The 23,796-nt window shown below is 36.1% G+C and carries 27 protein-coding genes and 1 tRNA gene; 7 read left to right on the forward strand and 21 right to left on the reverse strand.

Annotation, left to right across the window (positions count from 1 at the left end):
• Nucleotides 1–36: 36 nt before the first annotated feature.
• The 7 genes from HMPREF9013_RS00080 to HMPREF9013_RS00110 all read right to left on the reverse strand — a co-directional run bounded on the left by HMPREF9013_RS00080 (nt 37) and on the right by HMPREF9013_RS00110 (nt 6,838).
• Entirely contained in the window at nt 37–354 is a 318-nt protein-coding gene (locus HMPREF9013_RS00080; protein WP_006626321.1) for a hypothetical protein, read from the reverse strand.
• A gap of 137 nt (nt 355–491) precedes the next feature.
• A complete protein-coding gene (locus HMPREF9013_RS00085) occupies nt 492–1,796 on the reverse strand; it encodes a M18 family aminopeptidase (protein WP_040333184.1) in 1,305 nt (434 codons plus the stop codon).
• Entirely contained in the window at nt 1,793–3,040 is a 1,248-nt protein-coding gene (locus HMPREF9013_RS00090) for an aminopeptidase (protein ID WP_006626323.1), read from the reverse strand. The genes HMPREF9013_RS00085 and HMPREF9013_RS00090 overlap by 4 nt, the downstream gene beginning before the upstream one ends.
• On the reverse strand, nt 3,037–4,212 hold the full coding sequence (locus HMPREF9013_RS00095) for a hypothetical protein (RefSeq protein ID WP_006626324.1): 1,176 nt from the start codon (nt 4,210–4,212) through the stop codon (nt 3,037–3,039). The genes HMPREF9013_RS00090 and HMPREF9013_RS00095 overlap by 4 nt, the downstream gene beginning before the upstream one ends.
• A gap of 9 nt (nt 4,213–4,221) precedes the next feature.
• Nucleotides 4,222–4,878 carry a prepilin peptidase gene (locus HMPREF9013_RS00100; protein WP_006626325.1) on the reverse strand — a complete coding sequence of 219 codons (657 nt, stop codon included), beginning with the start codon at nt 4,876–4,878 and terminating at the stop codon, nt 4,222–4,224.
• A 35-nt stretch (nt 4,879–4,913) separates the two neighbouring features.
• Nucleotides 4,914–5,360 carry a hypothetical protein gene (locus HMPREF9013_RS00105; protein WP_006626326.1) on the reverse strand — a complete coding sequence of 149 codons (447 nt, stop codon included), beginning with the start codon at nt 5,358–5,360 and terminating at the stop codon, nt 4,914–4,916.
• A 122-nt stretch (nt 5,361–5,482) separates the two neighbouring features.
• The gene (locus HMPREF9013_RS00110; RefSeq protein WP_006626327.1) at nt 5,483–6,838 is read right to left on the reverse strand and encodes a DUF349 domain-containing protein; all 1,356 of its coding nucleotides are present in this window, start codon (nt 6,836–6,838) and stop codon (nt 5,483–5,485) included.
• An 89-nt stretch (nt 6,839–6,927) separates the two neighbouring features.
• Between HMPREF9013_RS00110 and HMPREF9013_RS00115 the strand changes: the two genes are divergently transcribed.
• The 4 genes from HMPREF9013_RS00115 (at nt 6,928) to HMPREF9013_RS00130 (ending at nt 9,674) form a co-directional block, all read left to right on the forward strand.
• A complete protein-coding gene (locus HMPREF9013_RS00115; protein WP_006626328.1) occupies nt 6,928–7,485 on the forward strand; it encodes a GNAT family N-acetyltransferase in 558 nt (185 codons plus the stop codon).
• 95 nt (nt 7,486–7,580) lie between these two features.
• Nucleotides 7,581–8,414 (forward strand): hypothetical protein, encoded by an 834-nt coding sequence (locus HMPREF9013_RS00120; RefSeq protein ID WP_006626329.1) that lies wholly within the window; start codon nt 7,581–7,583, stop codon nt 8,412–8,414.
• Nucleotides 8,415–8,465: 51 nt separating this feature from the next.
• Nucleotides 8,466–8,993 carry a nitroreductase gene (locus tag HMPREF9013_RS00125; protein WP_006626330.1) on the forward strand — a complete coding sequence of 176 codons (528 nt, stop codon included), beginning with the start codon at nt 8,466–8,468 and terminating at the stop codon, nt 8,991–8,993.
• 6 nt (nt 8,994–8,999) lie between these two features.
• Nucleotides 9,000–9,674 (forward strand): DNA alkylation repair protein, encoded by a 675-nt coding sequence (locus HMPREF9013_RS00130; protein WP_040333189.1) that lies wholly within the window; start codon nt 9,000–9,002, stop codon nt 9,672–9,674.
• 622 nt (nt 9,675–10,296) lie between these two features.
• Here HMPREF9013_RS00130 and HMPREF9013_RS00135 read toward each other — a convergent pair.
• Nucleotides 10,297–10,369 (reverse strand) — tRNA-Asn (locus HMPREF9013_RS00135).
• A gap of 140 nt (nt 10,370–10,509) precedes the next feature.
• Nucleotides 10,510–10,668, reverse strand: coding sequence for a hypothetical protein (locus HMPREF9013_RS07410; protein ID WP_006626332.1), 159 nt, complete (start codon nt 10,666–10,668; stop codon nt 10,510–10,512).
• Between the two features lie 114 nt (nt 10,669–10,782).
• Here HMPREF9013_RS07410 and HMPREF9013_RS00140 point away from each other — a divergent pair, with 114 nt between their 5' ends.
• Complete coding sequence (locus HMPREF9013_RS00140) at nt 10,783–11,631, forward strand: aldo/keto reductase (RefSeq protein ID WP_006626333.1); 849 nt, start codon at nt 10,783–10,785, stop codon at nt 11,629–11,631.
• 36 nt (nt 11,632–11,667) lie between these two features.
• On the opposite strand, the gene HMPREF9013_RS00145 is transcribed toward HMPREF9013_RS00140, so the two are convergent.
• From HMPREF9013_RS00145 to HMPREF9013_RS00155, 4 genes are read right to left on the reverse strand one after another with little or no spacing between them, the layout of a single operon-like run.
• On the reverse strand, nt 11,668–11,913 hold the full coding sequence (locus HMPREF9013_RS00145) for a heavy-metal-associated domain-containing protein (RefSeq protein ID WP_006626334.1): 246 nt from the start codon (nt 11,911–11,913) through the stop codon (nt 11,668–11,670).
• On the reverse strand, nt 11,906–12,091 hold the full coding sequence (locus HMPREF9013_RS07510; protein ID WP_006626335.1) for a heavy-metal-associated domain-containing protein: 186 nt from the start codon (nt 12,089–12,091) through the stop codon (nt 11,906–11,908). The genes HMPREF9013_RS00145 and HMPREF9013_RS07510 overlap by 8 nt, the downstream gene beginning before the upstream one ends.
• A 14-nt stretch (nt 12,092–12,105) precedes the next feature.
• Nucleotides 12,106–14,397 (reverse strand): heavy metal translocating P-type ATPase, encoded by a 2,292-nt coding sequence (locus HMPREF9013_RS00150; protein WP_006626336.1) that lies wholly within the window; start codon nt 14,395–14,397, stop codon nt 12,106–12,108.
• Between the two features lie 8 nt (nt 14,398–14,405).
• On the reverse strand, nt 14,406–14,699 hold the full coding sequence (locus HMPREF9013_RS00155; protein ID WP_006626337.1) for a metal-sensing transcriptional repressor: 294 nt from the start codon (nt 14,697–14,699) through the stop codon (nt 14,406–14,408).
• Nucleotides 14,700–14,871: 172 nt separating this feature from the next.
• On the opposite strand from HMPREF9013_RS00155, the gene HMPREF9013_RS00160 reads away from it, so the two are divergent.
• A complete protein-coding gene (locus HMPREF9013_RS00160; protein WP_083793744.1) occupies nt 14,872–15,654 on the forward strand; it encodes an endonuclease/exonuclease/phosphatase family protein in 783 nt (260 codons plus the stop codon).
• On the opposite strand, the gene nrdD is transcribed toward HMPREF9013_RS00160, so the two are convergent.
• Nucleotides 15,593–17,128 (reverse strand): anaerobic ribonucleoside-triphosphate reductase, encoded by a 1,536-nt coding sequence (gene nrdD, locus HMPREF9013_RS07125; RefSeq protein ID WP_006626338.1) that lies wholly within the window; start codon nt 17,126–17,128, stop codon nt 15,593–15,595. The two genes, HMPREF9013_RS00160 and nrdD, sit on opposite strands and share 62 nt — an antisense overlap.
• Nucleotides 17,115–18,218 (reverse strand): anaerobic ribonucleoside-triphosphate reductase activating protein, encoded by a 1,104-nt coding sequence (locus HMPREF9013_RS07130; RefSeq protein ID WP_050772066.1) that lies wholly within the window; start codon nt 18,216–18,218, stop codon nt 17,115–17,117. The genes nrdD and HMPREF9013_RS07130 overlap by 14 nt, the downstream gene beginning before the upstream one ends.
• A 215-nt stretch (nt 18,219–18,433) precedes the next feature.
• Here HMPREF9013_RS07130 and HMPREF9013_RS00175 point away from each other — a divergent pair, with 215 nt between their 5' ends.
• Nucleotides 18,434–19,129: an EcsC family protein gene (locus HMPREF9013_RS00175; RefSeq protein ID WP_006626340.1), complete on the forward strand. Its 696-nt coding sequence runs from the start codon at nt 18,434–18,436 to the stop codon at nt 19,127–19,129.
• A gap of 80 nt (nt 19,130–19,209) precedes the next feature.
• On the opposite strand, the gene HMPREF9013_RS00180 is transcribed toward HMPREF9013_RS00175, so the two are convergent.
• From HMPREF9013_RS00180 to HMPREF9013_RS00200, 6 genes are read right to left on the reverse strand one after another with little or no spacing between them, the layout of a single operon-like run.
• Nucleotides 19,210–19,926, reverse strand: coding sequence for a YaaA family protein (locus tag HMPREF9013_RS00180; protein WP_006626341.1), 717 nt, complete (start codon nt 19,924–19,926; stop codon nt 19,210–19,212).
• Nucleotides 19,927–19,973: 47 nt separating this feature from the next.
• Nucleotides 19,974–20,693 (reverse strand): tRNA dihydrouridine synthase, encoded by a 720-nt coding sequence (locus HMPREF9013_RS00185; RefSeq protein WP_332247686.1) that lies wholly within the window; start codon nt 20,691–20,693, stop codon nt 19,974–19,976.
• Complete coding sequence (locus HMPREF9013_RS07680; RefSeq protein WP_006626343.1) at nt 20,629–20,964, reverse strand: tRNA-dihydrouridine synthase; 336 nt, start codon at nt 20,962–20,964, stop codon at nt 20,629–20,631. The genes HMPREF9013_RS00185 and HMPREF9013_RS07680 overlap by 65 nt, the downstream gene beginning before the upstream one ends.
• Nucleotides 20,939–21,823 carry an Hsp33 family molecular chaperone HslO gene (gene hslO / locus HMPREF9013_RS00190; RefSeq protein WP_006626344.1) on the reverse strand — a complete coding sequence of 295 codons (885 nt, stop codon included), beginning with the start codon at nt 21,821–21,823 and terminating at the stop codon, nt 20,939–20,941. Before hslO ends, HMPREF9013_RS07680 begins: the two co-directional genes overlap by 26 nt.
• Complete coding sequence (locus HMPREF9013_RS00195) at nt 21,813–23,360, reverse strand: glycoside hydrolase family 2 (protein ID WP_040333186.1); 1,548 nt, start codon at nt 23,358–23,360, stop codon at nt 21,813–21,815. Before HMPREF9013_RS00195 ends, hslO begins: the two co-directional genes overlap by 11 nt.
• Nucleotides 23,350–23,712, reverse strand: a complete 363-nt coding sequence (locus tag HMPREF9013_RS00200; protein ID WP_006626346.1) for a hypothetical protein — start codon at nt 23,710–23,712, stop codon at nt 23,350–23,352. Before HMPREF9013_RS00200 ends, HMPREF9013_RS00195 begins: the two co-directional genes overlap by 11 nt.
• Between the last annotated feature and the right edge of the window lie 84 nt (nt 23,713–23,796).

Consider the following 23,796-nt stretch of genomic DNA (forward strand, 5'->3'; position numbering starts at 1 on the left):
ACTCCGTTTGAACTGAACTTTCTATGAAAATCTCAATCACCAATTTTTACTGTATTTTAACACATACATGATATGTCCCGCTCCAAGAGTTGGAATATAGATATACCTGATGATTGATAAAGCAGCACTTTCAGGTTTCCAGATCATAAATATAAAAATCAAAAATATAGTAAGTCCAACCATTTCGATGATATTTTTCTTTTCTATTTTCTGTAGATCAATGATATAAAAAGTAATCATCCCCACTACAACAATCAACGTATTAACAATAGGAGCCTGTGAAATCAATCCTATTAAAATAGAAATGACAACATTGGATATTAAAATGATTCTTTTCTGTTTCTTAGTAAACATAATAACCTATCCGTTTATACCTATGAACCCATCCTCTTAAGCCCATATTACATGGAACACTCCTTTCCTCATTCTAATTTACCTCCCTTTCTTGCCATTTTAAAGGAGATCTATCTTAACAGATAAACCTGATTTTCCTATTTCCACTCATAACCAGACTTTGTTTGAATTAACGATCGACTAAAGAATTCTGCCAAAGCCTCCACCATATAAGTTGTATCCTTTACCCCGGCAGTTTCCACAGGAGAATGCATAGCCAACTGAGCTAATCCAACATCCACCGTCACCAAAGACACATGAGCATTTGAAATATTTCCTAATGTACTACCCCCACGGACATCTGAGCGGTTGGTAAACACTTGGAAAGGGATTTCTTGGCTCTGACAAATATCTTTAAATAAAGCAGCACTGATACCATCAGTTGTATAATGTTGATTAGCGTTAAACTTAATGACAATCCCTTCATTCAACTTAGGATGATTGACAGGATCATGCTTTCCAATATAGTTTGGATGCACCCCATGAGCATTATCCGCCGATACCATCATTGAATTCGCAATGGCTTGTGCATAAGTCTTTCCATCATGGCCTAAAGCTTGATGAATACGGTTTAAACAATCACTTAAGAAGGTACTGTCTGCCCCTTGTTTTGTCAAAGAGCCCACTTCCTCATTATCAAAAATCACCATAATCGGAATACTATTGGAATCCTTAGCCGCTAAAAAACCATATAGATTCGCAAAAGCACATTGTAAATCATCTAAGCGAGGAGCAGTTAAAAACTCTTGATTCATACCCCAAATATAAGCTTCATTTCTTGGATACAAAAATAAATCATGAGAAAGAATCGCTTCTTTTTCAACCTCTAACTTTTTCGCAAAATAATGCAAAACTTGTTCATCTTTCTTTCCTTGAGCAATGATTGGTAATAAGTCATTTTGGATGTTATAACTATGATTTTCATTGGCTTGACGATCCATATGAATGGCTAAATTTGGAATCATCGCAATTGCCTCTTTTGAATCCACCAAATGTGAAGAAAACGTTTTTCCTTCCTTGACCACCACACGTCCGGCAATCCCTAAAGGACGATCAAACCATGGTGCCATTAACATGCCACCATAGCCCTCTACATTCAATTGAAGATAGCCCTCTTTTTCAATTTCTCCATTTTCTTTCAATTTAAAACTCGGAGAATCAGAATGAGCCGCTCCAATCATAAATCCATGGTAATCTTTCACAGGAACACGAAAAGCTAAAAGGCTAGATCCATTTCGACAAACAAAATAACGTCCATCCTCTTCTAAATGCCAAGCTTCGCTTTCCAATAGTTCCGTATATCCACCACGAATCAATTTCTTTTTTACCTGATCAATCGCATGATAAGCCGTTGGCGAAGCATCAATCAATTTCATTAACTGTTCATTTACATTTTGCATCATAGCGTTTCACCAATCACAAAGTTTCCTTTCCGAAATACAGGAACAACCGTTCCATCTTTTTGAATCCCATCCACCTTCATTTCTTTGGTTCCAAACATAAAGTCTACATGTTGGAAAGAGGTATTCATACCCCGCTTCTTTAAACTTTCTTCATCATCCGTTAAACCACCTTTGATGTTTTCCGGATAAGCACGACCTAAAGCCAAATGGCAAGCAGCGTTTTCATCAAATAGAGTATTAAAGAATAAAATACCCGATTGTGAAATAGGAGAATTATACGGAACTAATGCCACTTCCCCTAAATGTGAAGAGCCTTCATCAAAATGAACCAATTTATCCAAAGCTTCCTTTTCCTTTTCAGCTCCATATTCCACCACTTTTCCATTTTCAAAACGGAACCAAAAATTTTCAATCACCTTTCCCGAATAACTCAAAGGCTTAGAAGCATAGACAATTCCATTGACCTTATCCTTATGAGGCATTGAAAAAACTTCTTCGGTTGGAATATTTGGTTCAAAGTGCACCCCTGAAGCAGAGATGGAACCTCCGCCTTCCCATATATTATCCTCTACCAATCCCACTTCTAAATCTGTTCCTAATTCAGAAATGAAATGTAATTTTGTAAATTGATAGTTTGTCATTGTTTTTGCATAAGCTGTCAAACGAGCATCATGTTCACGCCAATTTTGTTCCGGATCCGAATTTTCATCAACTCTGGAGGCTGAAAAAATCGCTTTTTCCAAAGCATCATACGCTTCTTTCGGATTTAACTTCGGAAATACCAATTCTGCCCAATCTTGTGAAGGCAAAGCAACGATAGACCATTGGCCAATATTTTTCATCGTATAATCCACCAAATCGTGCATCTTTTCAGAGAAAGCTTGCGAATAAGCACTGATCTTTTCTTGGTCAAGATCCTTTAATCCACCTGGACAATCCGACTCCACTCGTAAAGAACATACCCTTTGTTCTTGAAGGTACTTGTTTTTATCGTGGACCCAATCCGGAATATTCTTTAACTCTTCTAAATTTTGGTATTGAAATTGATAACGAGTTAATTTCTCATCACTCCAATCCACGATAACATTTGAGGCTCCCGCTTCATAAGCTTCCTTCGAAATCATACGTACAAACTCCACATCCTGTATATTCGCCTTAACCAATAATGGCTGACCTTTTTGAACGTTCACCCCCATATTGACTGCCAATTTCGCTAATTTTTCATATAAATTCGAATTTCTCATTTTATGTTTCCTCCACGCATCGCTCTTATCACACGACTTAATTCTCTTATTTGATTCTCAAATTGCTGAATATCCACCACAAATCGACTTGTTCCAAAAGGGTTGATAATGATCCCCATTTGATCTTGTTTAGCCTGTTCTAAAACTTCTTGAAAAGGAACTTTCGTCAACTTCAAGCCTTCCAATTCCAATAAGTCCTGATTACGAAACGCTTCCTTTGGGCTGGTATAAATAGACTTTAAATAGGCATTTGTCGCCGGAATAAAAACCTTATCGTACAAAACGGTATTTTGTTCCAGATGACCATTGTATTTCAACTGATAAAAATCCGTCTTTTCAAATGAACAAAACAGTTGATGGAGATATTGATAATCCGTCACACGACTTTGAACTTCCTTCAATAAACCATTCACATATTCACTCTTAGTTCGATCTTTAGGCAAATAGCCTAATAACAATTGGTACGTATTGATGGTTAACGGTTCATCAAAACAAATTTTCAAACGAACTTTTTCTTCCTTTACAAACTTCCTACGCTGATCCTGTACCAAAATTTCCTCTACTGTTCCTTGGGCTAATACAGTCGGTGTCATTTCCCCATCTTTTTCAATCAGCTGATCCAACAAAGACACTTTTTCACCCTGAAAAATTTCCCCTCTTAAAAAGCCTTCGATATAAGAACCGTCTACTCGATCAATCAATAAACTAAACGCTTCCTTTCCTTTCTGATTAGACTTCTTTTTATCCTTCCAAAGTAAAAAGTAATTTTCAAACCGATTCAAATACCATTTTCCTAGGTAATAAATCCCAAAACAACTTAATACCAAAACGCTGACTTTTTGATTCCAAAAGTAAAATTCCGACTCTAACCAACAAACGTCAATGATATAGTAAATAAAAAGAATCATTGCCTGAAGCACTAATGATAAATACACATAACGCCCTAAATGAAACCGTTGTGAAATAATACGACCGTCTTGTCGATCAATGGCTTTATTTAAAAAATAAAGCATGATCAAATGAACCAATTCTACACTGACGATGAGAGAATATGAATAAGATAAAGCTATTTGATAAATAGGTGCCACTAGCCATTGAATCAATAAAAAAGTAGCTAATAAACCAACGAATAGTGCTATCACCTGATTGAATCGAATGAACCATTTTTTCATGCGTTTATTTTAGCATTGTTCCCCAATAATTAGTAGTAACCAGCCCACTAGAAACAACCACGGGCCAAAGGGAATTCTTTTTTTCTTCGTGGCCATAGAAAATAATAATCCCAAGCCACTGGCAATCCCTAACCACAAATGAACCAATTCCAACGGTAAACCCAATAAAAAAATTCCAAACAACCAAATATCTCCCTCCCCTATCCAAGGATTTTTCAAATAAGGAGAAATGAAAATACATAAAATAGAGATCAACCATTTTCCTTTTATTCCTTGAAAATAAAACAATGCCATCAAAACGCTGCTTAATCCCAAGTCAAAAGTTCGCATTCTCTCACTATAGGCATCTTCTAAACCCATCTTGATAAATAAAAAAGATAAACTCATAAATGGAAGAAGAGTCATCTTAGATTTTTGCCAAGCCACCCCTATCAAAAGACTATATACATCCATGCCGAACCAAAAAAATGGAATCGGCTTTTTACAATAAGGGCAATGACCTTGATTCAACAAATACCCCAAGATCGGTATTTTCATCCACCATTTCAATTCTCTATAACAAGCATCGCAAACGCTCTTTCCTTTTTGACTACGGTGAAAATACTGTCGATAAGAAAACGTCAAACAAAAACTAAACCATACCAATGAAAAAAGAATTTTCTCCATACTTATCTATTCCCAAGTAAAGAGAAAAATCCTTTTCATCGTGGCATCTTTTTCACAGACACTGAATGTTTAGCTAAATAAGCACGAAATTCTTCGTATTGAGAAGGTTCAAAAAACAAAGCATTTGTTTTACGTAGGTGCTCAAAAAATAAGCTGGAATCTTTTTTGGATAAAGTTAACTGTCCTATCTTCTCATATGAAATTAAAGACCCCATTAAAACCACTCCTTTTGGAGAAAGTCCAGATTTCATCGTCATATACATCCAGCCCAATACCAAAACAATACCAGATTGAATGTAACGGAAGAATCCTTTATTATGTCCAAAACCCACAATAGCTAACAACACAAATAACCCAAACACAGCCCAACGATTACCAACCTTGGTTTCCACCTCCACTTGCCTAGAATGAATCATCATTCTCACAAACATCACAAAGACAACACTATCTAATACTAAAAATACAATTTGATTGACTGACATACCGCTACCTCATACCTACTATAACAAAAAAGAATTCCATGTTGTGAATCATCTATGAAAAATCTATATTCTTATAGAAAGAAAAAAGCTTAAAATGGAAACCACTTTAAGCTTTCAGAAAACTAATTGAGTTTGTTCTTTAAATCCTCAATGTCAACTTTTGTTTGATCTAACATAGACTTCTTGCGAGCGATTTGACGTTCCATTTCATGAACTTCTTCATAATCATCAACTTGGAAAACATCTTCTTGAAGTTGGTTGATCTCCTTTCGTAACGATTCAGCCAGTTCTTCCTTATGGGCTAAAACTTCTTGAAAACGTTGTTGATTGGCCTGATGTTTTGCTTCCCAGAATTGTTCCTTAACAGCTTTGAATTCTTCCCAGATACGATCGTTATCTTTTCTGCCCGAATATCCCGTATCTTTCCAAGCCACATCCAAATTCTTCATCTTTTCAGTATTTTCTTTATCTAAATTGCCTGTCGCCACAATTTCCTTTGCTTGTTCAATCAACGCTTTCTTCTTCGCTAAACTAGTACTAAATTCTTCATTTCTCTTCTTAAAGAATTCTTTCCGTTCAGCAAAGAACTTTTGTCTAGCCCCATTAAAAGCTTCCCATAACTGATCATCCCATTCGCGACCGGCAGATCCTAAAGCTTTCCAATCGTTCATCCATTCATCCATCTTGCTGGATAAGGCATTATAATTAGCGTTCTTTTCCATCGCTTCTTGAACGGACTTAATCAATTCTTCTTTTTTAATCTTCACTTCAGCTCGAATACTGTCTAAGTTAGCGAAATACTCTTTACGTTTCTTATTAAATTCCTTGCGAGCTTCTTTAAAAGCTTCCCAAAGAGTGTTTTCCTTTTCTCCTGCATGCCCGGTTTCTTGCCATTGATCTTGCAATTGATGAAAAGCTTCTTGGGTTTCTTTCCATGTAGTAGAATTTTTTAATTCTTCTGCTTTTTGAACCAAAGCTTCTTTTATACCCGCATTTTCAACCGCTTTTTCTCGACGAATTTCTAACTTTTCTAATGATTCATCAAACCAAGCCTTGTATTCCACTTCTTTCGCTGTTTTCCAATTTTGGATAGCTTCCCATTCTTTCTTCACGGCTTCAATTTCTTCAGCACTTGTACCAGCATGGAACATTTCCACTCGACGACACAATTCTTGCTTATGACGAACATCCTTTTCTAATTCCTCAACCGCATTTTCTCTAAACTCTGTTCCGTATTCAATGTCCCCACCTTGGCTAACCGGTTTTTGCCAAACAAGCATCATATACTCCCCATTTGATTCAATTCCATACCAACGGCCATGTCCATCCTCATGCCCCTCTACAGCCAACGTTGGTTGCCCATTTTCATCTAAAGCTCCATAAAGGACTTCAATGACCTTTCCATCAAATGTTTTATGCGGTTTGACTGTGATCTTCGCATATTTTTCTTCATAACCTTGTAACGTTTTCCAATCCATCGTGTATCCTCGCTTCTACCTTCTGATTTTATGCGAAAAAGGTTATTTTGTCTAATATTTCCCATTATTTTTGACTTATTGAAAATTTAATGCTACTTGTATCATATATAGGAGATATCATCTATGAAATTCGAAAAAGAAATTCGAAAACTCTATACTTCTTCTTTCCCATTTTTGGAAAGAATTCAATTTCGGATTCTCAAAAACATCCAAAAAAGGAAAAAGGAAAATTCTATCCAATTGTCCAAGAAAAGAAGTTTATTGGTTTCTTCTTTACTGTCGAAAATAAAAATTGTGTCTATTTATTCTTCTTCGCTCTTGAACCATCGGTCAGAAACCAAGGATTAGGGGGCGAGGCTTTAGATCGCATTGTCCAACATTTCCAAGACAAAAAAATATTTCTTTTAACCGAACTGGTCGAAGAAAAACATTCTATTCCTTATCGTCGAAAGCATTTTTATCTCCGCCATGGCTTCCAAGAAACCCATTATTATTTTAAAGAGAATTATGTATGGTATGAAATGTTATGCCAAACCGATGACTTTAAATCAGATGAATATCGTCAATTAATGAAAGAGGCTTTTTCTTTTTTTGAATATCATTTCTTTTTTAAACCTCAAGATGTTAAAAAAGCTTCTTTTAAATAGCCATTCTTAATGACATTTCACAAAGCAATACCGTTATTATACTATATAATTAAGCTATCCTATCCGGCATAAAGCCAAGATAAAAAGGAGGAAACATGGGATTTGACATTAGCTATCATCCAATTCGTCAGGATCAAATGAATTCATGGTTTTTTCAACCATTAAAAGCACTTCAAAATGGAGATGACTCTGTTATTCAAGACATCATCCAAAAACAACCAGAAACCTTTTTTGCTGAAAAGTACAGCTATGTTCTTCAAAGTATTGTTAACCAGCTTGATTTACCTTCCGAAAAAGGGCTTCTCTATGGAATGGCTGTGATCAGTGGTCTATTCACTCGCTATCAGTATATTAGGGGAACCGCTTATTCTTTCCTATTAGAGAAACATCCCGAAATGGAAAAATATTGCAGTCCATGGTCTAGTTTCCTTCCGGATTGGGTAAAAGCCCCCATCCACTCACGCATTGAAGAAAATTATTCCTCTGGAATTTATATGAATCCCGATCAAGTCAAAGCTTTGTTGTCTGATTATGAAAACGATGAGACAATCCATGAAATTTTAAAAGATTTTTTCGCAACCAACTTAGAGGTTTTTCTCTTGGCTTTGCAAGAAGCCTCCGACACAAACAGCGGTCTTATGGAAGCAACGGAAATCATTGAAGTTGATCCCTTCGACATCAATAAGTCTACTTGTTATTCAGACATCCGTTTCTGTGATCCGAAAGGTGCCTATGTCTATCATGATGTTGCCATAGCACAATTCAAAGAATTAACCGGTATGGAAGAAAAGGAGATTTTGCAAAAAATAGTTTCTCAAGAAATCATTTATCAAAAAAGCGCGACTGATATTCCGGATACAACGAAACAAACTTCCTCTGCTCCTGAAAAGAAAAAGGGATTCTTCTCTCGTCTATTTAAGCGAAAATAGGACTCGATTTCATTTTAAAACCATGACCATTCAATAGAAAAGGAGATTTTTATGAATGATATCTTAGCTGCTATCCAAACCCGCCGAAGCATTCGCAAGTTCAAGTCAGATATACCGAATAAAAGGGATATTGAACAAATTATTGAAGCTGGTCGCTATGCGGCTAGTGGTAAAGGGCAACAAGCAACCATGACCATTGCTGTGACCAACCAAGAACTTAGAAATCGAATTTCAGCTGATAATTTTAAGATTGGCGGTTGGAAAAAGGATTTTGATCCTTTCTATGGGGCTCCTGTTATTCTGATTGTTCTTGCTGATAAAAATCAAGCGACTTACTTATACGATGGAAGTTTAGTTCTAGGAAACATGATGCTGGCTGCCCATTCACTTGGTTTAGGAAGTATTTGGATTCATCGTGCTAAAGAAGAATTTGAAATGCCTATGTATCAGGATTTATTAAAGAAACTTCATATTGAAGGAAAATGGGAGGGAATCGGTCATTGTGCTATTGGTTATATTGATGGTACTATTCCTAATCCTGCTAAGCGAGCAGAAGGAAGAGTTTTCTGGATCGAGTAAATGATTATGACCATTCAAAAAGAACTATTTGTTTTACAAGATACCAATTACGCCGATTTTCAAAGTAATCTAATCCCCAACATACCCAGAACCTCTATCCTTGGAATACGTGTTCCACAACTTAGAAAACTAGCTAAAAAGCTATCAAAGGAAAAAGATACTTCCATTTTTTTAAGGACACTTCCCCATGTCTATTACGATGAGAATATGTTACATAGCCTATTGATTTCTGAAATTCAGGACTTCAAATCTTGTATTTCAGCCATTGATACCTTTCTTCCCTTTGTGGATAACTGGGCGGTCTGTGATATCTTATCTCCACGAGTTTTCAAACAAAATCACTCCTTACTTATGGCTGAAATACCGCGTTGGATTTTTTCTAAACATCCTTATACCTGTCGCTTTGGTATCGAAATACTAATGTCACATTTTTTAGATGATGACTTCAATGACTCCTATTTGAAAATGCCGGCACAAGTTCACTCAGATGAATACTATGTCAATATGATGATTGCCTGGTTTTTCGCTACTGCTTTAGCTAAGCAATGGCAAGCTACTATTCCTTATCTAGAGAATGGAAATCTTGATCTATGGGTTCATAATAAAACCATCCAAAAAGCCCGTGAAAGTCATCGTATCACTTTTGAACAAAAAGAATATCTCAAAAGTTTAAAGAAGTAAATCATACCTACCCGTAAAACAGGTGGGTTGAACTGAGGCTATCAGCCTCTTTTTCTTTGCCTGACTCTCAAAATGACTGGCTTGTCCAAGTCATAGTGCATCTTGTCTCTTCTCCAAATGGATCTTTATATTCTTTCAAGCTTAATTTATCTTTGAGTACATCTGCCCTTACTCCTACATAAATTGTCTTTCTTTATTTGGGAATCTCGTCCATGCGATAAGATCGGAATGCTAAGAAACTTTGAAAGATAAATCAGAAATAATTCAGAAATCTGTTTGCCAATATCTTCTTTGCTAGACCCTCAAAAAAATCAACCGGATTCCTCTTCATGAATTTGCAATATTTCATATGAAATCTGAAGTTAATTCTTATCCCTTCACTTGTACAGTCTTTTGCAAAAGTGTCTTCTGGCATATCAATACTAATTCTAATTTGTCTTTTACTAATTTTATTCTCCGCTCTTTTGCAAGTTTCGTTGTATCTTCAAGCGTATAATTCCATGCAACAATCTCTTCTTGGAAAACACACTTATACATACTTATTCCTCTTCCCGAAATATTTAAGAAATACCAAAAAAGGTGTCTACATGACTACTGTAAACACCTTTCTATTAAGTTACAGCGCCTTAAACAGGGCTCGAACCTGTGACCTAGCGGTTAACAGCCGCTCGCTCTGCCGACTGAGCTATTAAGGCGTGCTTAAATAATATACCATACATTTTTTGAAAATCAAGCTGTAAATTCCAAAACCGTTAAATTCCAACGAAATGCTCCAGCAAGTGGCATTTACTTTGAAACTTAAGCTATATTTTTCAATAAGCGACGTTTTACCATTTCAAGTATAAATCTTTTTCTTTTTTCTTGTCTTTGGCCAATTGATTTTAGCTAATTCTTCCCAATTATCTTCTTTCGAAAATAATTCATACAACTCCAAAACCGATAGATTTTCTAATTGAATACACTCCTTTGGATGAAACACTCGCTTGATCGCCATCTTGTTATCCTCTCTTTCTATCTCTACTTTATCCTCTTCGAAGAATATCAGACAGAAAATATTTTCCCTTTGAATAAAATATCTATCAAAAGAAAATGAGGGTATAATAAAAATATGAAAACAGCCTTTCGCACCACGATTTTACATAACGGTGTTATTATTCCCTATCCAGGATATCGTATTGATCACTCAAGAGAGAGTGCCATCTATACGGATGTTTTAAACGCCCTTCAATGTGGCTTCCGTCATCTTGATTTACCCTCAAATCCAACCTATTTCCCCCTTATCCAAAAAGCGATTGAAGAAAGGCACATCCACAGAGACGATCTGTTTCTGACAGCCAAGCTTCAAAATCACGACCATGGTGCTAATGGCGTTAAACGTTATTTTGGTCATTTGTTAAAAGTTTTCAAGACTGATTACATTGACTTATTCTTAATAAATTGGCCAAATCCTTTAGAATTTCGAGAAAATCATACAACCATTGAAAAAGAAACCTGGTTTGCCTTAGAGGATTTATATCGAAATGGAAAAATACATGCGATCGGCATTGGTAATTGCCAAGCTCATCATATCGAAGAATACTTGGAATTTTCTAATATCTCCCCAATGGTCAACCAAGCTCGTTTTTACCCGGGCTTCCCTTTTGAGGATAATTTAGATTGTGCCAAACTTCACGGAATTCAAACAATTGGCTTTTTACCACCAAATCATGAGGCCATTTTAAATGCTAAGGAAATCAAAATTTTTGCAGATAAATATCAAGTATCCACGCGTATGATATGTGCTAGATACCTATTGGATAAGGAGGTTATCCCCTTAGTTCAAAACAATGATTTAGATGAAATGGAAGATTATACAAAACTCCATTCTTTCCACCTAGCAAAAGAAGATCTTCAATTTTTAGATGGTATTCGAAACTATGGTCCAGATCATATTGATCCGGATACTTGCGACTTCTAAAAGACTGGAGAATTCCTCTCCAGTCTTTTATCATGCTTAAAAAAACAAAGATTTCTTTTTGTATTCGCTTGTGGAAATACTCTTACATTCATACCCAAGCCCTTCAATTGTTTTTTGAATCGTCTTTGGATCAAGTATTTCTTCCGATAAAAAGCTGACTTCTTTTTTCTTCCGATTGGCTTTTACTTTGGAGACAGATCCTAAACGACGAATTGCCTCTTGCACATGATTTTCACACATGGAACAAGCCATACCTTCCACTTGAATTGTTGTTTTAAACATGTTCAACTCCTTTGAAACCATACTCTTTTTCTTCAATTGCTTTTTGAAACAGTTCATCGGGGACTTCCTTAGATAAGGATACCTCAGCCACCCCTTTTTCATGCGAAACAACCGCACTTTCCACTCCATCAATCATCTCTAAAGTTTTCTTTACTGTCATTTCACAATGATGACACATCATTCCTTCTACTTTTATAATTTTTTCATTTGGCTTTTCCTCTTTTCTTTCCACTCTTCCCAATGAATTTCTATTTTCTTTTTATTTTTTGGAACACGTTTGATATTCATATAATTTAATCTTAACGCATTTAATACCACTGTAACAGAACTTAAAGCCATCGCTGCCGCTGCCCACATTGGTTCAATTGTGATCCCAGGAATAAAGCCGGTTGCGGATGGAACTAATATTAAGTTATAAATAAACGCCCAAAATAAATTTTCATGAATCACATTAACCGTCTTTTCACTGAGATCAATGGCTTGCACTACTTCTTTTAAACTGGATTGACTTAATACAATATCCGCCGCCTCTACAGCCACATCCGTACCAGCCCCTATAGCTAATCCTAAATTAGCTTTTGTCAAAGCAGGAGCATCGTTAATTCCATCACCTACCATAGCCACTTTTCCAAAATTTTTAAGCCAAGAAATCACTTCTTCTTTTTCATTTGGTAACACACCAGCAATCACATGTTTCACCCCTACCTGCTTTCCGATCGCTTGTGCGGTTGCTTCTTGATCACCCGTAATCATGACCACTTCTCGACCGGTATTTTGAAGAATTTCAATAGCTTCCTTAGAATCTTCTTTGATTGGATCCGCTACTATCATAGCTCCCAAATAACATCCATTTTGAATAAACAATAATGGCGTTCTTCCCATATTTGCTTGAGCTTCTAATGCTTGTTTCTGAGCCTCACTTAATAGACTCAAAGAAGAAATATAGCGATATGAACCACCAACCACTTCATTTCCATTTACATAAGCTTTTAAACCATGGCCGACTAATGTTTCAAATTGTTGTACTTCTTGTAAGACTATCTTTCTTTTCATCGCTTTTCTTACGATCGCTTTCGCAAAAGGATGTTCACTCTTAGCTTCCAGAGCATAGGCTAATGGCCATAGTTCTTCCCTTTCTTCAAATACTTCCACCACTTGTGGCTGCCCTTTTGTAATCGTTCCTGTCTTATCCAATGCAATAATATCCATTTTGGCCATTTCTTCTAAAGACTCAGATGTTTTAAATAACAACCCGTTTTGAAAACCGACACCACTACCTACCATGATAGCTACCGGTGTTGCTAAACCAAGGGCACAAGGACAAGCCACCACCATAACTGATACCGCATGTTGCATTGATAAACTAATATCTTGACTTATCCATAACCAAATTAAAAAGACAACGAAAGAAATTCCTAACACTGACGGCACAAAAACAGAAGAAATTTGATCAGCAATTTTAGCAATGGGAGCCTTAGTCATAGAAGCTTCTTTTACTAACTCGATAATTTGAGCTAAACTGGTATCTTCTCCAACTTGTGTTGCCCGAATCACTATATACCCTGTTTTATTGATTGTAGCCGCCCTGACAACATCTCCCACTTTTTTATCCACCGGTAAACTTTCTCCTGTTAATGTACTCTCGTCCACCGTTGCTTGTCCCTCTAAAATAACACCATCTACAGCGATTTTTTCCCCGGCTTTTACTAAAATGAAATCCCCCACCTTCACCTCTTCAACAGAAACTCGCTTTTCTTTTCCATGAATCAAAAGGCAAGCTTCATTTGGGCTTAATTGAATCAAAGATTTCAACGCATTGGTCGTCTTTCCTTTAGAATAAGCTTCTAAGGTTTTTCCCAAGATAATAAAGACTAAAATCATAGCCGCTGATTCAAAATAATACTGATGATGAGCTAACCACATTTGTTCAGAAATAGAGGCTGTCGTCATTCGAAATAAAGTGCCAATTGACCAAAAATAGGAAATTCCCGATCCCAATGTCACTAAGGTATCCATATTTGGCGTCAAATGAAACAATGATTTCCAGCCTGACACAAAGAAAGCATAATTGATTCCCATCACTCCAAAAGCTAAAATAGCTTGAATCAATCCCAAAGCCATGTAATTTTGATCCAAGAAAGAAGGTAATGGCCAATGAAACATCCTATAACCCATACTAAAATACATTAAAATTAAAATAATGACCAATGAGGCCACAAAACGTTTTACTAATTTTGGTGTTTCCTCTTCAGGTAATTCATTTCCTAATGATTGTTTTCCTTTTTGTTCATTCAAAACAATCCGATAACCAGCTTTTTCCACTGCCGTTTCAATTTCTTCATGATTGACATTCCCCTCTACTACCATTGAATTCGTCAATAAAGAAACCGAACAAGATTTCACGCCGGGAACTTTTTTTACGGCTTTTTCTACTGCCGATTGACAAGCCGCACAACTCATTCCTTTGACTTGATACTTCTCCATGTATCCTCCTACTTCATTAACCTTTGAACCATCTTAACCAATTCTTGAATGCTTTCTTCATTTCCTTTACGAAGATCTTCTACCACACAAGTTTGAATATGCGTCGTCATCAGTTCTTTCGCAAAACTATTTAAAGCGGATGAAACCGCGGAAATTTGAACCACAATATTAGGACAATACTGATCTCCTTCTACCATTTTTTCAATTCCTCGTACTTGTCCTTCAATTCGTCGCAACCGTACCATCAAAGCCTTCTTTTCTTCTTCACTTCTTTTTTTATGTTCATGCGCATGAAACTCCATAAATGTTCCCCTTTTTATAGGATATTAATATATACCCCATATAGGTATATGTCAATTAAAAAGACCATTTAACTCTTTCGTTAGTGGCTGTTTGATTCCATTCACAACTAAAAATTTCAACATATGCCTCTCTTTTTTTCATTATGCCCTCATTTTTGCTATTATTAAAAAGATGAAACCGTATTCCGTTATGACTTTTAACCTTTTATCCGACTTCACGTATCCATGGAGTTCTAAAAAAATTTCTGACCGATTACCGGCCATTTTAGCTTGTTTAAACGAACATCAACCCGATATTCTTTGTGTCCAAGAATATACCAAATCCATGCGAAGGGCTTTTCGATCATTGGAAAAAGACTACCAAGTGGTCGGTCAATATCGTGCCAGTTTTTTCAATAATGAAGCAAATTTAATTTTTATTCGCAAAAATCGGTTTCAAATCCTTCGTTATCAAACTTTTTGGTTATCCAAAAAGCCCACCCAAAAAGGCTCTAAATTATTCTTGTCTCAGTTTCCAAGAATTGTAACGCTAGCCACCGTTCAAGATCCATACGGAAAAAAATTAACCATTGCCAATACCCACTTGGATGCCAATTTTGAATCCATTCGTTTTAGGCAATTTCAAATTCTTTTATCTCTTCTTCCTGAAGATTCTGTTATTTTATGTGGAGATATGAATACCACTTTATCCAAAAAGACACTTTCTACATTAGATTCTTCTTGGACTTGTCCACCTCCTTTAGGAACAACTGTAAACCGTAAAATTGGTTCTATTGGTCACCAACAAGAAGCCATTGATCAAATCTTTATCCATCATTTAAAGCTTCTCAACATACGAAAAATAAAAAAGGATTATGCGGAACAAGAACCTTCCGATCATTATCCTCTATTCGCTACTTTTTCATTTTTAAATGAAAACCCAGTAGATGAAGATGATACATTTCCTGAATCTTAGCTAAATAATGACAAATATCCTGATGACTCATTTCTTCAGGCAAGTCAATAGATTGTACTTTCCCAAAGCCATCTACACTTTGGGTTTTTTCTTGTAACATAAATCCTTTCATGGCATCCGGTTCTTTTTCAGGAATAAATTCCATATAAATTCCTTCTTTTTCAAGAGCCTTCTTTTCCTGTTGTATCCATTGCACTAAACCCTCTGCTTGTTCCAAAGAAAGATTCTTCCAACAAATTTTTGCGACCTTTTTCCTTGGTAAACCATAGGCCTTGGTATATGGATATAACCCATTTTCAAACAATTTATCCAAGATAATTTGTTGAGTTAATAAGACTTTTCTAGCTAATAACAACTTTTCTTTCCAAGTTGCTTGATCAAATGAAATACTCACCTTCCCACTCACCATTTGGTTAGGTACTTCTTGGGGAACAGCTCGCCAAAATAAACATTGATCTTTCCTAAATAAATCCAACGCTCCATCTTCTAATTGATATAAGCTAATCCACGGATAGGCAAACGGCTTACCTTCACCGTCTCCTTCCAACAAAACTTCATAGAAAGCTTGACGGATTTTTCTGGCTTCTTCACTCAAATCTCCATAGACAAAATTCTCTTTTTTATTAGCAATATAGACTTCTTTGTTCGCAAAAGATTCCGGTATATCCCCATCCAATGCAAAATGACTAAAAGGGGCTCTTCCTCCCCAGCGAGATGGAACATTCAATCCATATACAAGAGTTTGAATGGATTGCTTGATTTCCGCATAATTCAATTGATCTTTGCGTACAAAAGGAGCCAATAAAGTATCTACATGTTCAAAAGATTGAACACTCACCCACTCATTTTGAATGATTCCCACAAAGTTCATAATATGGGAACAAGCAGTGCTGAAATGCTTCGCCGGTAAGGTTCCCACCTTTTCTTGAACAGATAAAATCCCTTTTTCTAACAAAACACTTAGATCCCACTTGCAAGAATAGGGAGCCATCATTTCCATGCCCCTAATCTCCAATTCCCCTCTTTGAACGGCTTCTCGTATACTTCGATCATAAATATCTTCCAACCAATAAAGTTTTGTTAAAGAAGCTGAATGATTAAGAATTAAGCCACCAATCGTATTTTCTGGATTTCCCTCTAAATAACGCTCCATATCCTTTAAATATCGGTGATTCACCTCTTCAATCTCTCGAATCCGTTCATGTTCTCTTCGATATAAGATATATGCTTTAGCCACTTCTGAATATCCGCATTCCGAAAGAACATGCTCCACACTATCCTGAATATCTTCCACGCTAATGACATCATCCACCATTTTATCTTCAAAATCAGCCACTGCTCGAATAGCAAGCAAATCCAACACCGAGGAATGAATGCGCTTTTTAGAACCATGAAAAGCTTTCTTAATGGCTGTTTTGATTTTATCCATTTCAAATTCTGTTAAGCTATTATCTCTTTTCTTAACTTTCCACATGACTCATTTTCTCCCATTCTTCTTCACTCCATTCAGACAAATTCGCTTGAATAACCTGCTTACTTTGACGGAATGGATATAACTTCCAATGTCGATCATTTTCTAATTCTTTACTCATTTGTCGTATTTCTTTCTCACTATGGAGCCCTTTAACGACAGTGGTATGAATCTCATATGGAATTCCTGACTGACGAACCAATCTCAAGCTTTCTTTCATACGAAAAATTGGTACATCCTTTTCCAATAAACCAACGGTTTCAGGAAGTTTACGACGAACATTTTTCCAATCCAGTTGAATATAATCTACCAACTTTCTCTGTATCAACTGTTCTAACACATGCGGAAATGTACCGTTTGTTTCCAACTTTATTGCCAAGCCAAGTTTTTTGATTTCTACTAAAAAAGGAATCAAAGCTTCTTGCTGGCAAGGTTCTCCTCCACTGATACAAACTCCTTCTAAAAAACCAACTCTTGTTTTCAAATCATCTAAAATATCTTGAGTCTCTAAAAAATTGGCTTCTTGAGGCAAAAAAACCAAGTCTTTTTGATTACAAAAAGGGCATTTCAAATTACAACCGGAGACATAGATAGTAGCACTGATTTTAGCAGGATAATTCCCTAAATCTAAACATTTATAGCTTCCGATGCGTAGACAATGGAAATCTTTCTCCTCTTCATGGACACTTCTTTCGGAATTTTTCATGACCATGGCTAAATCTTCTAAAAAACGAGCAAAGTCCACTTTTTTTGATAAAATCTGCCCATATTCTTGGCGATAATGATAAATAGAGCTGATAATATCCGAAGCTTTGGAAGTGGTATAAAGATGCTTGACTCGGTGATCTTGTTCATCTACTTTAACCTTTAAATAACCATGATCCAGTAATCCTTGAACCACTTTAGAAGTAGTTCCCTTATCGACCACAGATTTCTGAGTTAATTCTTGCATGGTAATTCCAGCGTGTTCATTGACCATGAGTAAAGGAAGCACTTGACCCCATCCCAAATGATATGGAGATAGGTTATGATCAAAGTACTTTTTAGCATTTCGATAAAGTAACGATAGAGTGAGTAAATAGTTATCTTCCATCACTTTTATTGTAATCAACTATCTTCCGTTCTGAAAGGGTTAAAAAGCACCTTTTTAATTCCTTTATTTTATTTTGAAAATCAATCTTTTTTGATAGATCCTTTTTGATCGGTATACACTTTAGTTTTTAGGCAAAATTTCATTGTGTGTTTGGATAAAGTCTTGAATATATATATATATATATAATTAAAGCGTATTTTTATAGGGAGAAGTTTATGAATCCAAAAACGCCTTTATCGCAACAAGATATCATGAAATTTTTAGATGAATCTTACAAAAAAACATTAAATGGGATTCCTTTGGTTAGTCCTTCAATAGAAGATTTTGCGAATGAGTATTTATCTAAACACACCTCTAAAGAAGAAGCCTGTAAAGATATGATGAATAAACAAATATTAAAGTGTACCACATCCGGAGTGCTCAGTGGTTTAGGTGGAATCATAACCCTACCTGTTACTCTACCGGCTAATATAGCGAATGTTTTATATGTACAAATGCGCATGATAGCGTGCACCGCTTATATGGCAGGCTATGATCTGAAAAGCGATCAAACACAAACATTGGTTTATTCTTGCTTGGCAGGAGTTGCCATTCATCAAATTCTGAAAAAAACAGGAATCAAACTAACAATGAAAGTCACCACCAAATTAGTTGAAAAAATACCTGGGAAAGTTCTAATTGCTATCAATAAAAAGGTAGGTTTTAGATTACTAACAAAGTTTGGAAGCAAAGGTTTTATTAATTTAGGTAAACTTATTCCGGGCATTGGAGCAGCCGTAGGTGGTGGGCTGGATTATTTTGAAACTAAAACGATAGCTTCAAGATCGTATAAATGGTTTTTTGAAGGAGACTTTGATAGTCATGTTAATCATAAAGATGAAGAGGTAGAAGGTGAAATACTATGTGAGTAGCTTACCTATAAATACTTTTAGGATGATAGACCTATATCATCTTTTTTAATACATTGAATAAAAATACCCATTTCAGCTTATTAGCCATATAAATACACAATATGATCTTGATCTGATAGATCTTCTCGATACCGATATCGGTCAAAATCAACCCTCAATTCATTCACTGATGTCACTTTTCGTTCTGCCATGGAATAAACCAAGTCGCCGCGAGCTATTTTTGCTAGTGTTCCTTTGGTTTTCAGTTTTCCATCAGCCAAATGTCCAAAAATAATATGGGTTACTTTCCCCGGATACTCTTTCAAAAGGACATCACTGTATTCCTTAGAAGCCACATTGATAATTTCCTCTTTTTGAAAATAATCTTTTAACTTATTTTGCCAATACGCATATAAACTGCCCAAAGGTAAAGTTGTTTTCATTTCCAGGCGATAAAGAACCACTGCATCTTTTGGTTTCAAAACACCATACATAGCAGATAAAATACGCAAATTTTTTTCTAAATACGCTAATTCTTCTTGACCTAACGAATTCGCTGACAGATGTTGAAAAGCCAGCCCTTGATACGCAAAAAGGGAAGGTGTTCTTCCCATCATAGATTCCGTATCTAAAAGCGTTTGATTCACTTTCTGAAACAGCCCTTCAGAAGTATTAAAAATCTTCCTTCTCTGATCTTCAGAATAAGTTTTCATCTGTGCTAATAATTCATTCGCTTCTTTTAAAAAAAATGGTTTTTGATTTGAAAAAAGATCATCCTGTATCTTCATTCTTTTAGTTGGTGAAAAAATAATCTTCATATTCTCATTGTACTAAAAAATCTTGGCTTAAAACAGTATCCCGTTTCCTATAAAAGATCTGATGCCAGGCTCTTTTTATAATCTTTTAAAATTTGTTGTAAATCTTTTAAGGTATGAATACTCGATAATGCTTTTTTAATTTGTGAACAATTAGGCATTCCTGTTACATACCAAGACGCCATCCCCCGCATCATCTGGATCCCATTTTTTTCACCCATTCGAGCAGATAAATGAATCGCATACTCTTCTAATAAATGAATCCGTTTTAAAAAACTCGGTTCAATAAACTCTTCACCATTTAAAAAAGCCACCATTTCCGACATAAAATATGGACGTCCTAATAAGCCTCGACCAATCATGATGGCATCCACTCCTGTTTCTTCCAACATTCTTTTTCCATCCTCTACAGTCTTAATATCTCCATTACCAATAACAGGAATTGATACAGCTTGCTTGACTTGTTTGATCATTTCCAGATCCACCGTTCCACTATACATTTGACTTTTGGTTCGACCATGAATCGTTATGGCGGATACCCCGGCTTCTTCCAAGACTTTCGCTACTTCCACTGCATTTTTATGTTGATGATCCCAACCCGTCCTTATCTTAACCGTAACCGGTTTTTTAGAATGATCCACAACCGCTTTCGCCACCTTTTGTGCTTGTCGCGGATCTTGTAATAAATAGGACCCGGCATGTGATTTAATGATTTTTTTGAACCGGACAACCCATGTTGATATCAATGACGTCACAATTGCTGTGCTCATTTAGATATTCCGCCGCTTCTGCCATAGTATCTGGATCAGAGCCAAAAAGTTGAAGAGATACAGGATGTTCTTCTTCTACAGTTTCACACATTTTAAATGTTTTTTCACTTTTATAATGTAAAGCTTTATCCGATATCATTTCTGATACCACCAACCCGGCTCCTGATTGACGCATCAAAGAACGATACACCGGATTAGAAATTCCGGCTAATGGAGCTGCAACGACTTGATTTTCTATTTCCAGATCAGCGATTTTCCATGTGTTTTGCATATAAGATTTCCTTTAATTCTTCTTCGGTAAATTGATATGTCGTATTGCAAAATTGGCACGTTACTTCTGCTCCATGATCCTCTTCTATCATTTCTTGTATCTCTTGATCAGAAAGTGTAGTCATAGCTTGAAAATAATGTTCTTTTGAACACGGACAATCCCACATAACTTCTTTTTCACCAAGTATTTGGGCTTTTGGAACATAAGCATAAATCATTTCTTCTGGCGTTAACCCTTCATCGATTAACTCAGTGATTGGCTTCATCGTATGAGCGATTTCTTCCAAAGCACAAATGGTTTCTTCACTAGCTTTCGGCATCAATTGGAAAATCATTCCTCCGGCCACCCGAATATCCCCTTTCGGATTCACCAGCACACCCACCGCAACAATGGATGGTGTTTGTTCAGAAACCGCAAAATAATACGCAAAGTCATCTCCCACTTCTCCACTTTGAATATCCACCACACCCGAGAAAGGTTCTTTCAATCCCAGATCTTTAATCACTTTTAAAGTTCCTTTTTGACCAATAGCGGCTCCTACGTCTAAATGACCATCTTCACGAACCAAATAAACGGATGGATTACCAACAAAACCACGTATATGACCAGCTCCATCCCCTTGTGCCAATACCGTTCCTATTGGTCCTTCACCATTGAATATAGAGGTTACTTTCGCTTTTGGATCCTTCAATTCTGATGCCAAAATAGCTGTAACTGTCATGATTCTTCCTAACGCTGCGGCTGAGGTAGCCATCAAATGATGTTTTTGCCGTGCTTCTTCCACTAAATGAGTACTATGAATAGAACGAATACGCACTTGTCCATCAAACGCTTGTGCAATAACAATTTTATCTTCCATGCTTGTATAACCTCCTAAAATGGCGATTCCAATGTTTCAATATTCTTTCATTCACTTTGATCACTAATGATTCCTTACTAAATAAACCATCATTTTTAAGCCCACAATCCTGAAATCGCTCATAAAAGTAACCGGCATATCCTTTTTGCACGGCAGTTTCAAGTTGAGATTCCAGTAATTCTTCAATAGCTTGATTCCAATCAATTTTATCATCATATTGTTTCCGAGCCTTGCCTAATACTTCTCTTACTTCTTGCCAATAACCCAAGCTCCCAACAGTCTTCATAGAAATACGGTTTGGATCTAAGTTTCCATTTAGACAAAAATCACCACCTGTTAGTTTTCGTCCTTCAGAAATATCCCATAAACAGTTTATTTTTAATGACTCTATCTCAAAAGCACCCCACCCTTTTGGAAAAAGAATCCAAGCCACTAAACTAGGATGATTCCGGTATTGCTTAAAAAGAATAGAAGACTCTCGAATATAGTCTCTTTTTTCCTCTTCATTTCTTTCCTTTTTATTCCCAAATAAGAAAGATTTTGTCTCAGAAAAACTTTGAGGAACTTCTTGAAAGACCAAAATTCCCAATTGATCACATAGATAAAACCAGCGGTTTCTCTCTAGTGTGCCACATTTACGAACGGCTTGGAAACCAAGTTCTTTGATTTGAAAAAGACGATGTTTTATTTCTTCTTCACTGACACAAATAGGTCCACTTTTTTCTAACCATGTTTCATCTACAATACCATTCAGCCATAATGCTTCTCCATTTAAACAAAATTGTCCTTGTTTATTTTCAATGGTTCTTAAAGCAAAATAGCTTTTGACAACATCCTCTTCCGTTTGAATATAAATATCGTATAAAAAAGGATCCTCCAATGACCATACATGTGGATTTTTAATTTCGGCTTCATAAACCTTTTGATTGGTGATACCAGAATGAACCGGCTTTCCTTTTTCTGTAATGGTGATGGCTGCTTGTTCAAAGTTTCCTTTTAAATGAATAAACACTTTCTGATTTTTATACTCTACCTCAATTTCTTCCACGCAGTTCATCGCTCTATCTTCTAACCAAACAGACCCATAAATACCCGAAAAGGGATGATCTTTTTGATATCCAAAAGCTGATAACTCATGATCTTCTACACGTACCACAAGAATATTTTGATATTTAATCAATGAAGTAACGTTCACTTCAAAAGCATCATAGCTACCTCGATGATTCTGTAAGAAAATTCCATTTAGGTAAATTTCACAATCTTGATCTACTGCTTCAAAATGAAGAAAGGTTTGTTTATCACAAGGTAAATATGCAAATTGAAGTTGATACCAAAGAACATCTGTCTTTTTTGGCTTCTTGGGATATAAAGAAGCAGCAGTACCCGGTACAAATGGAACTAAAATAGACTGAAAATCCTCTTCCGTTGGTTCCTGTCCTGATGGACAAATTTGTAAATCCCATAAGCCATTTAGATTGACATAGCTATCCCTTTGTAAATGCATTCTAGGATATTCCTGAAATGGTTTAATGTTCATGCGCTTCTCGATTCTTCTGAAATAATACATGGATGTAGACAACACCAAATTCAACAAAATGCCAGATAAGCCAGAAAATAACTAAGGAATATTGAAGTGAACGATAGCTGATATACGCAATAAAAAGAAGACCAATAATGGAACTTGTCATCACCATAGTGCCTTGTACAAGCCAAACTCTTCCTACCCATCTTCTAAACCAATCACTCCACAATACCAGTGCTCCTCCCATTAGTGTTAAGAAAAAACCATCGACTTGAGAAATACTAAGAGATCGAAATTGCCATATATATATTTCCAAACTAGCCAATAAGAAACCTAAAATGATTCCTAATCCTATACTTTTTTTCATCTCTTTTATTTTACCGAATTATCTGCTTTTTTGATAGAACAAAAAAACGGGTATGAACCATACCCCTATTCTAGGCAAAACCAG

The organism is Bulleidia extructa W1219, assembly GCF_000177375.1.
In the GTDB taxonomy this organism is placed as follows: Bacteria; Bacillota_I; Bacilli_A; order Erysipelotrichales; family Erysipelotrichaceae; genus Bulleidia; species Bulleidia extructa.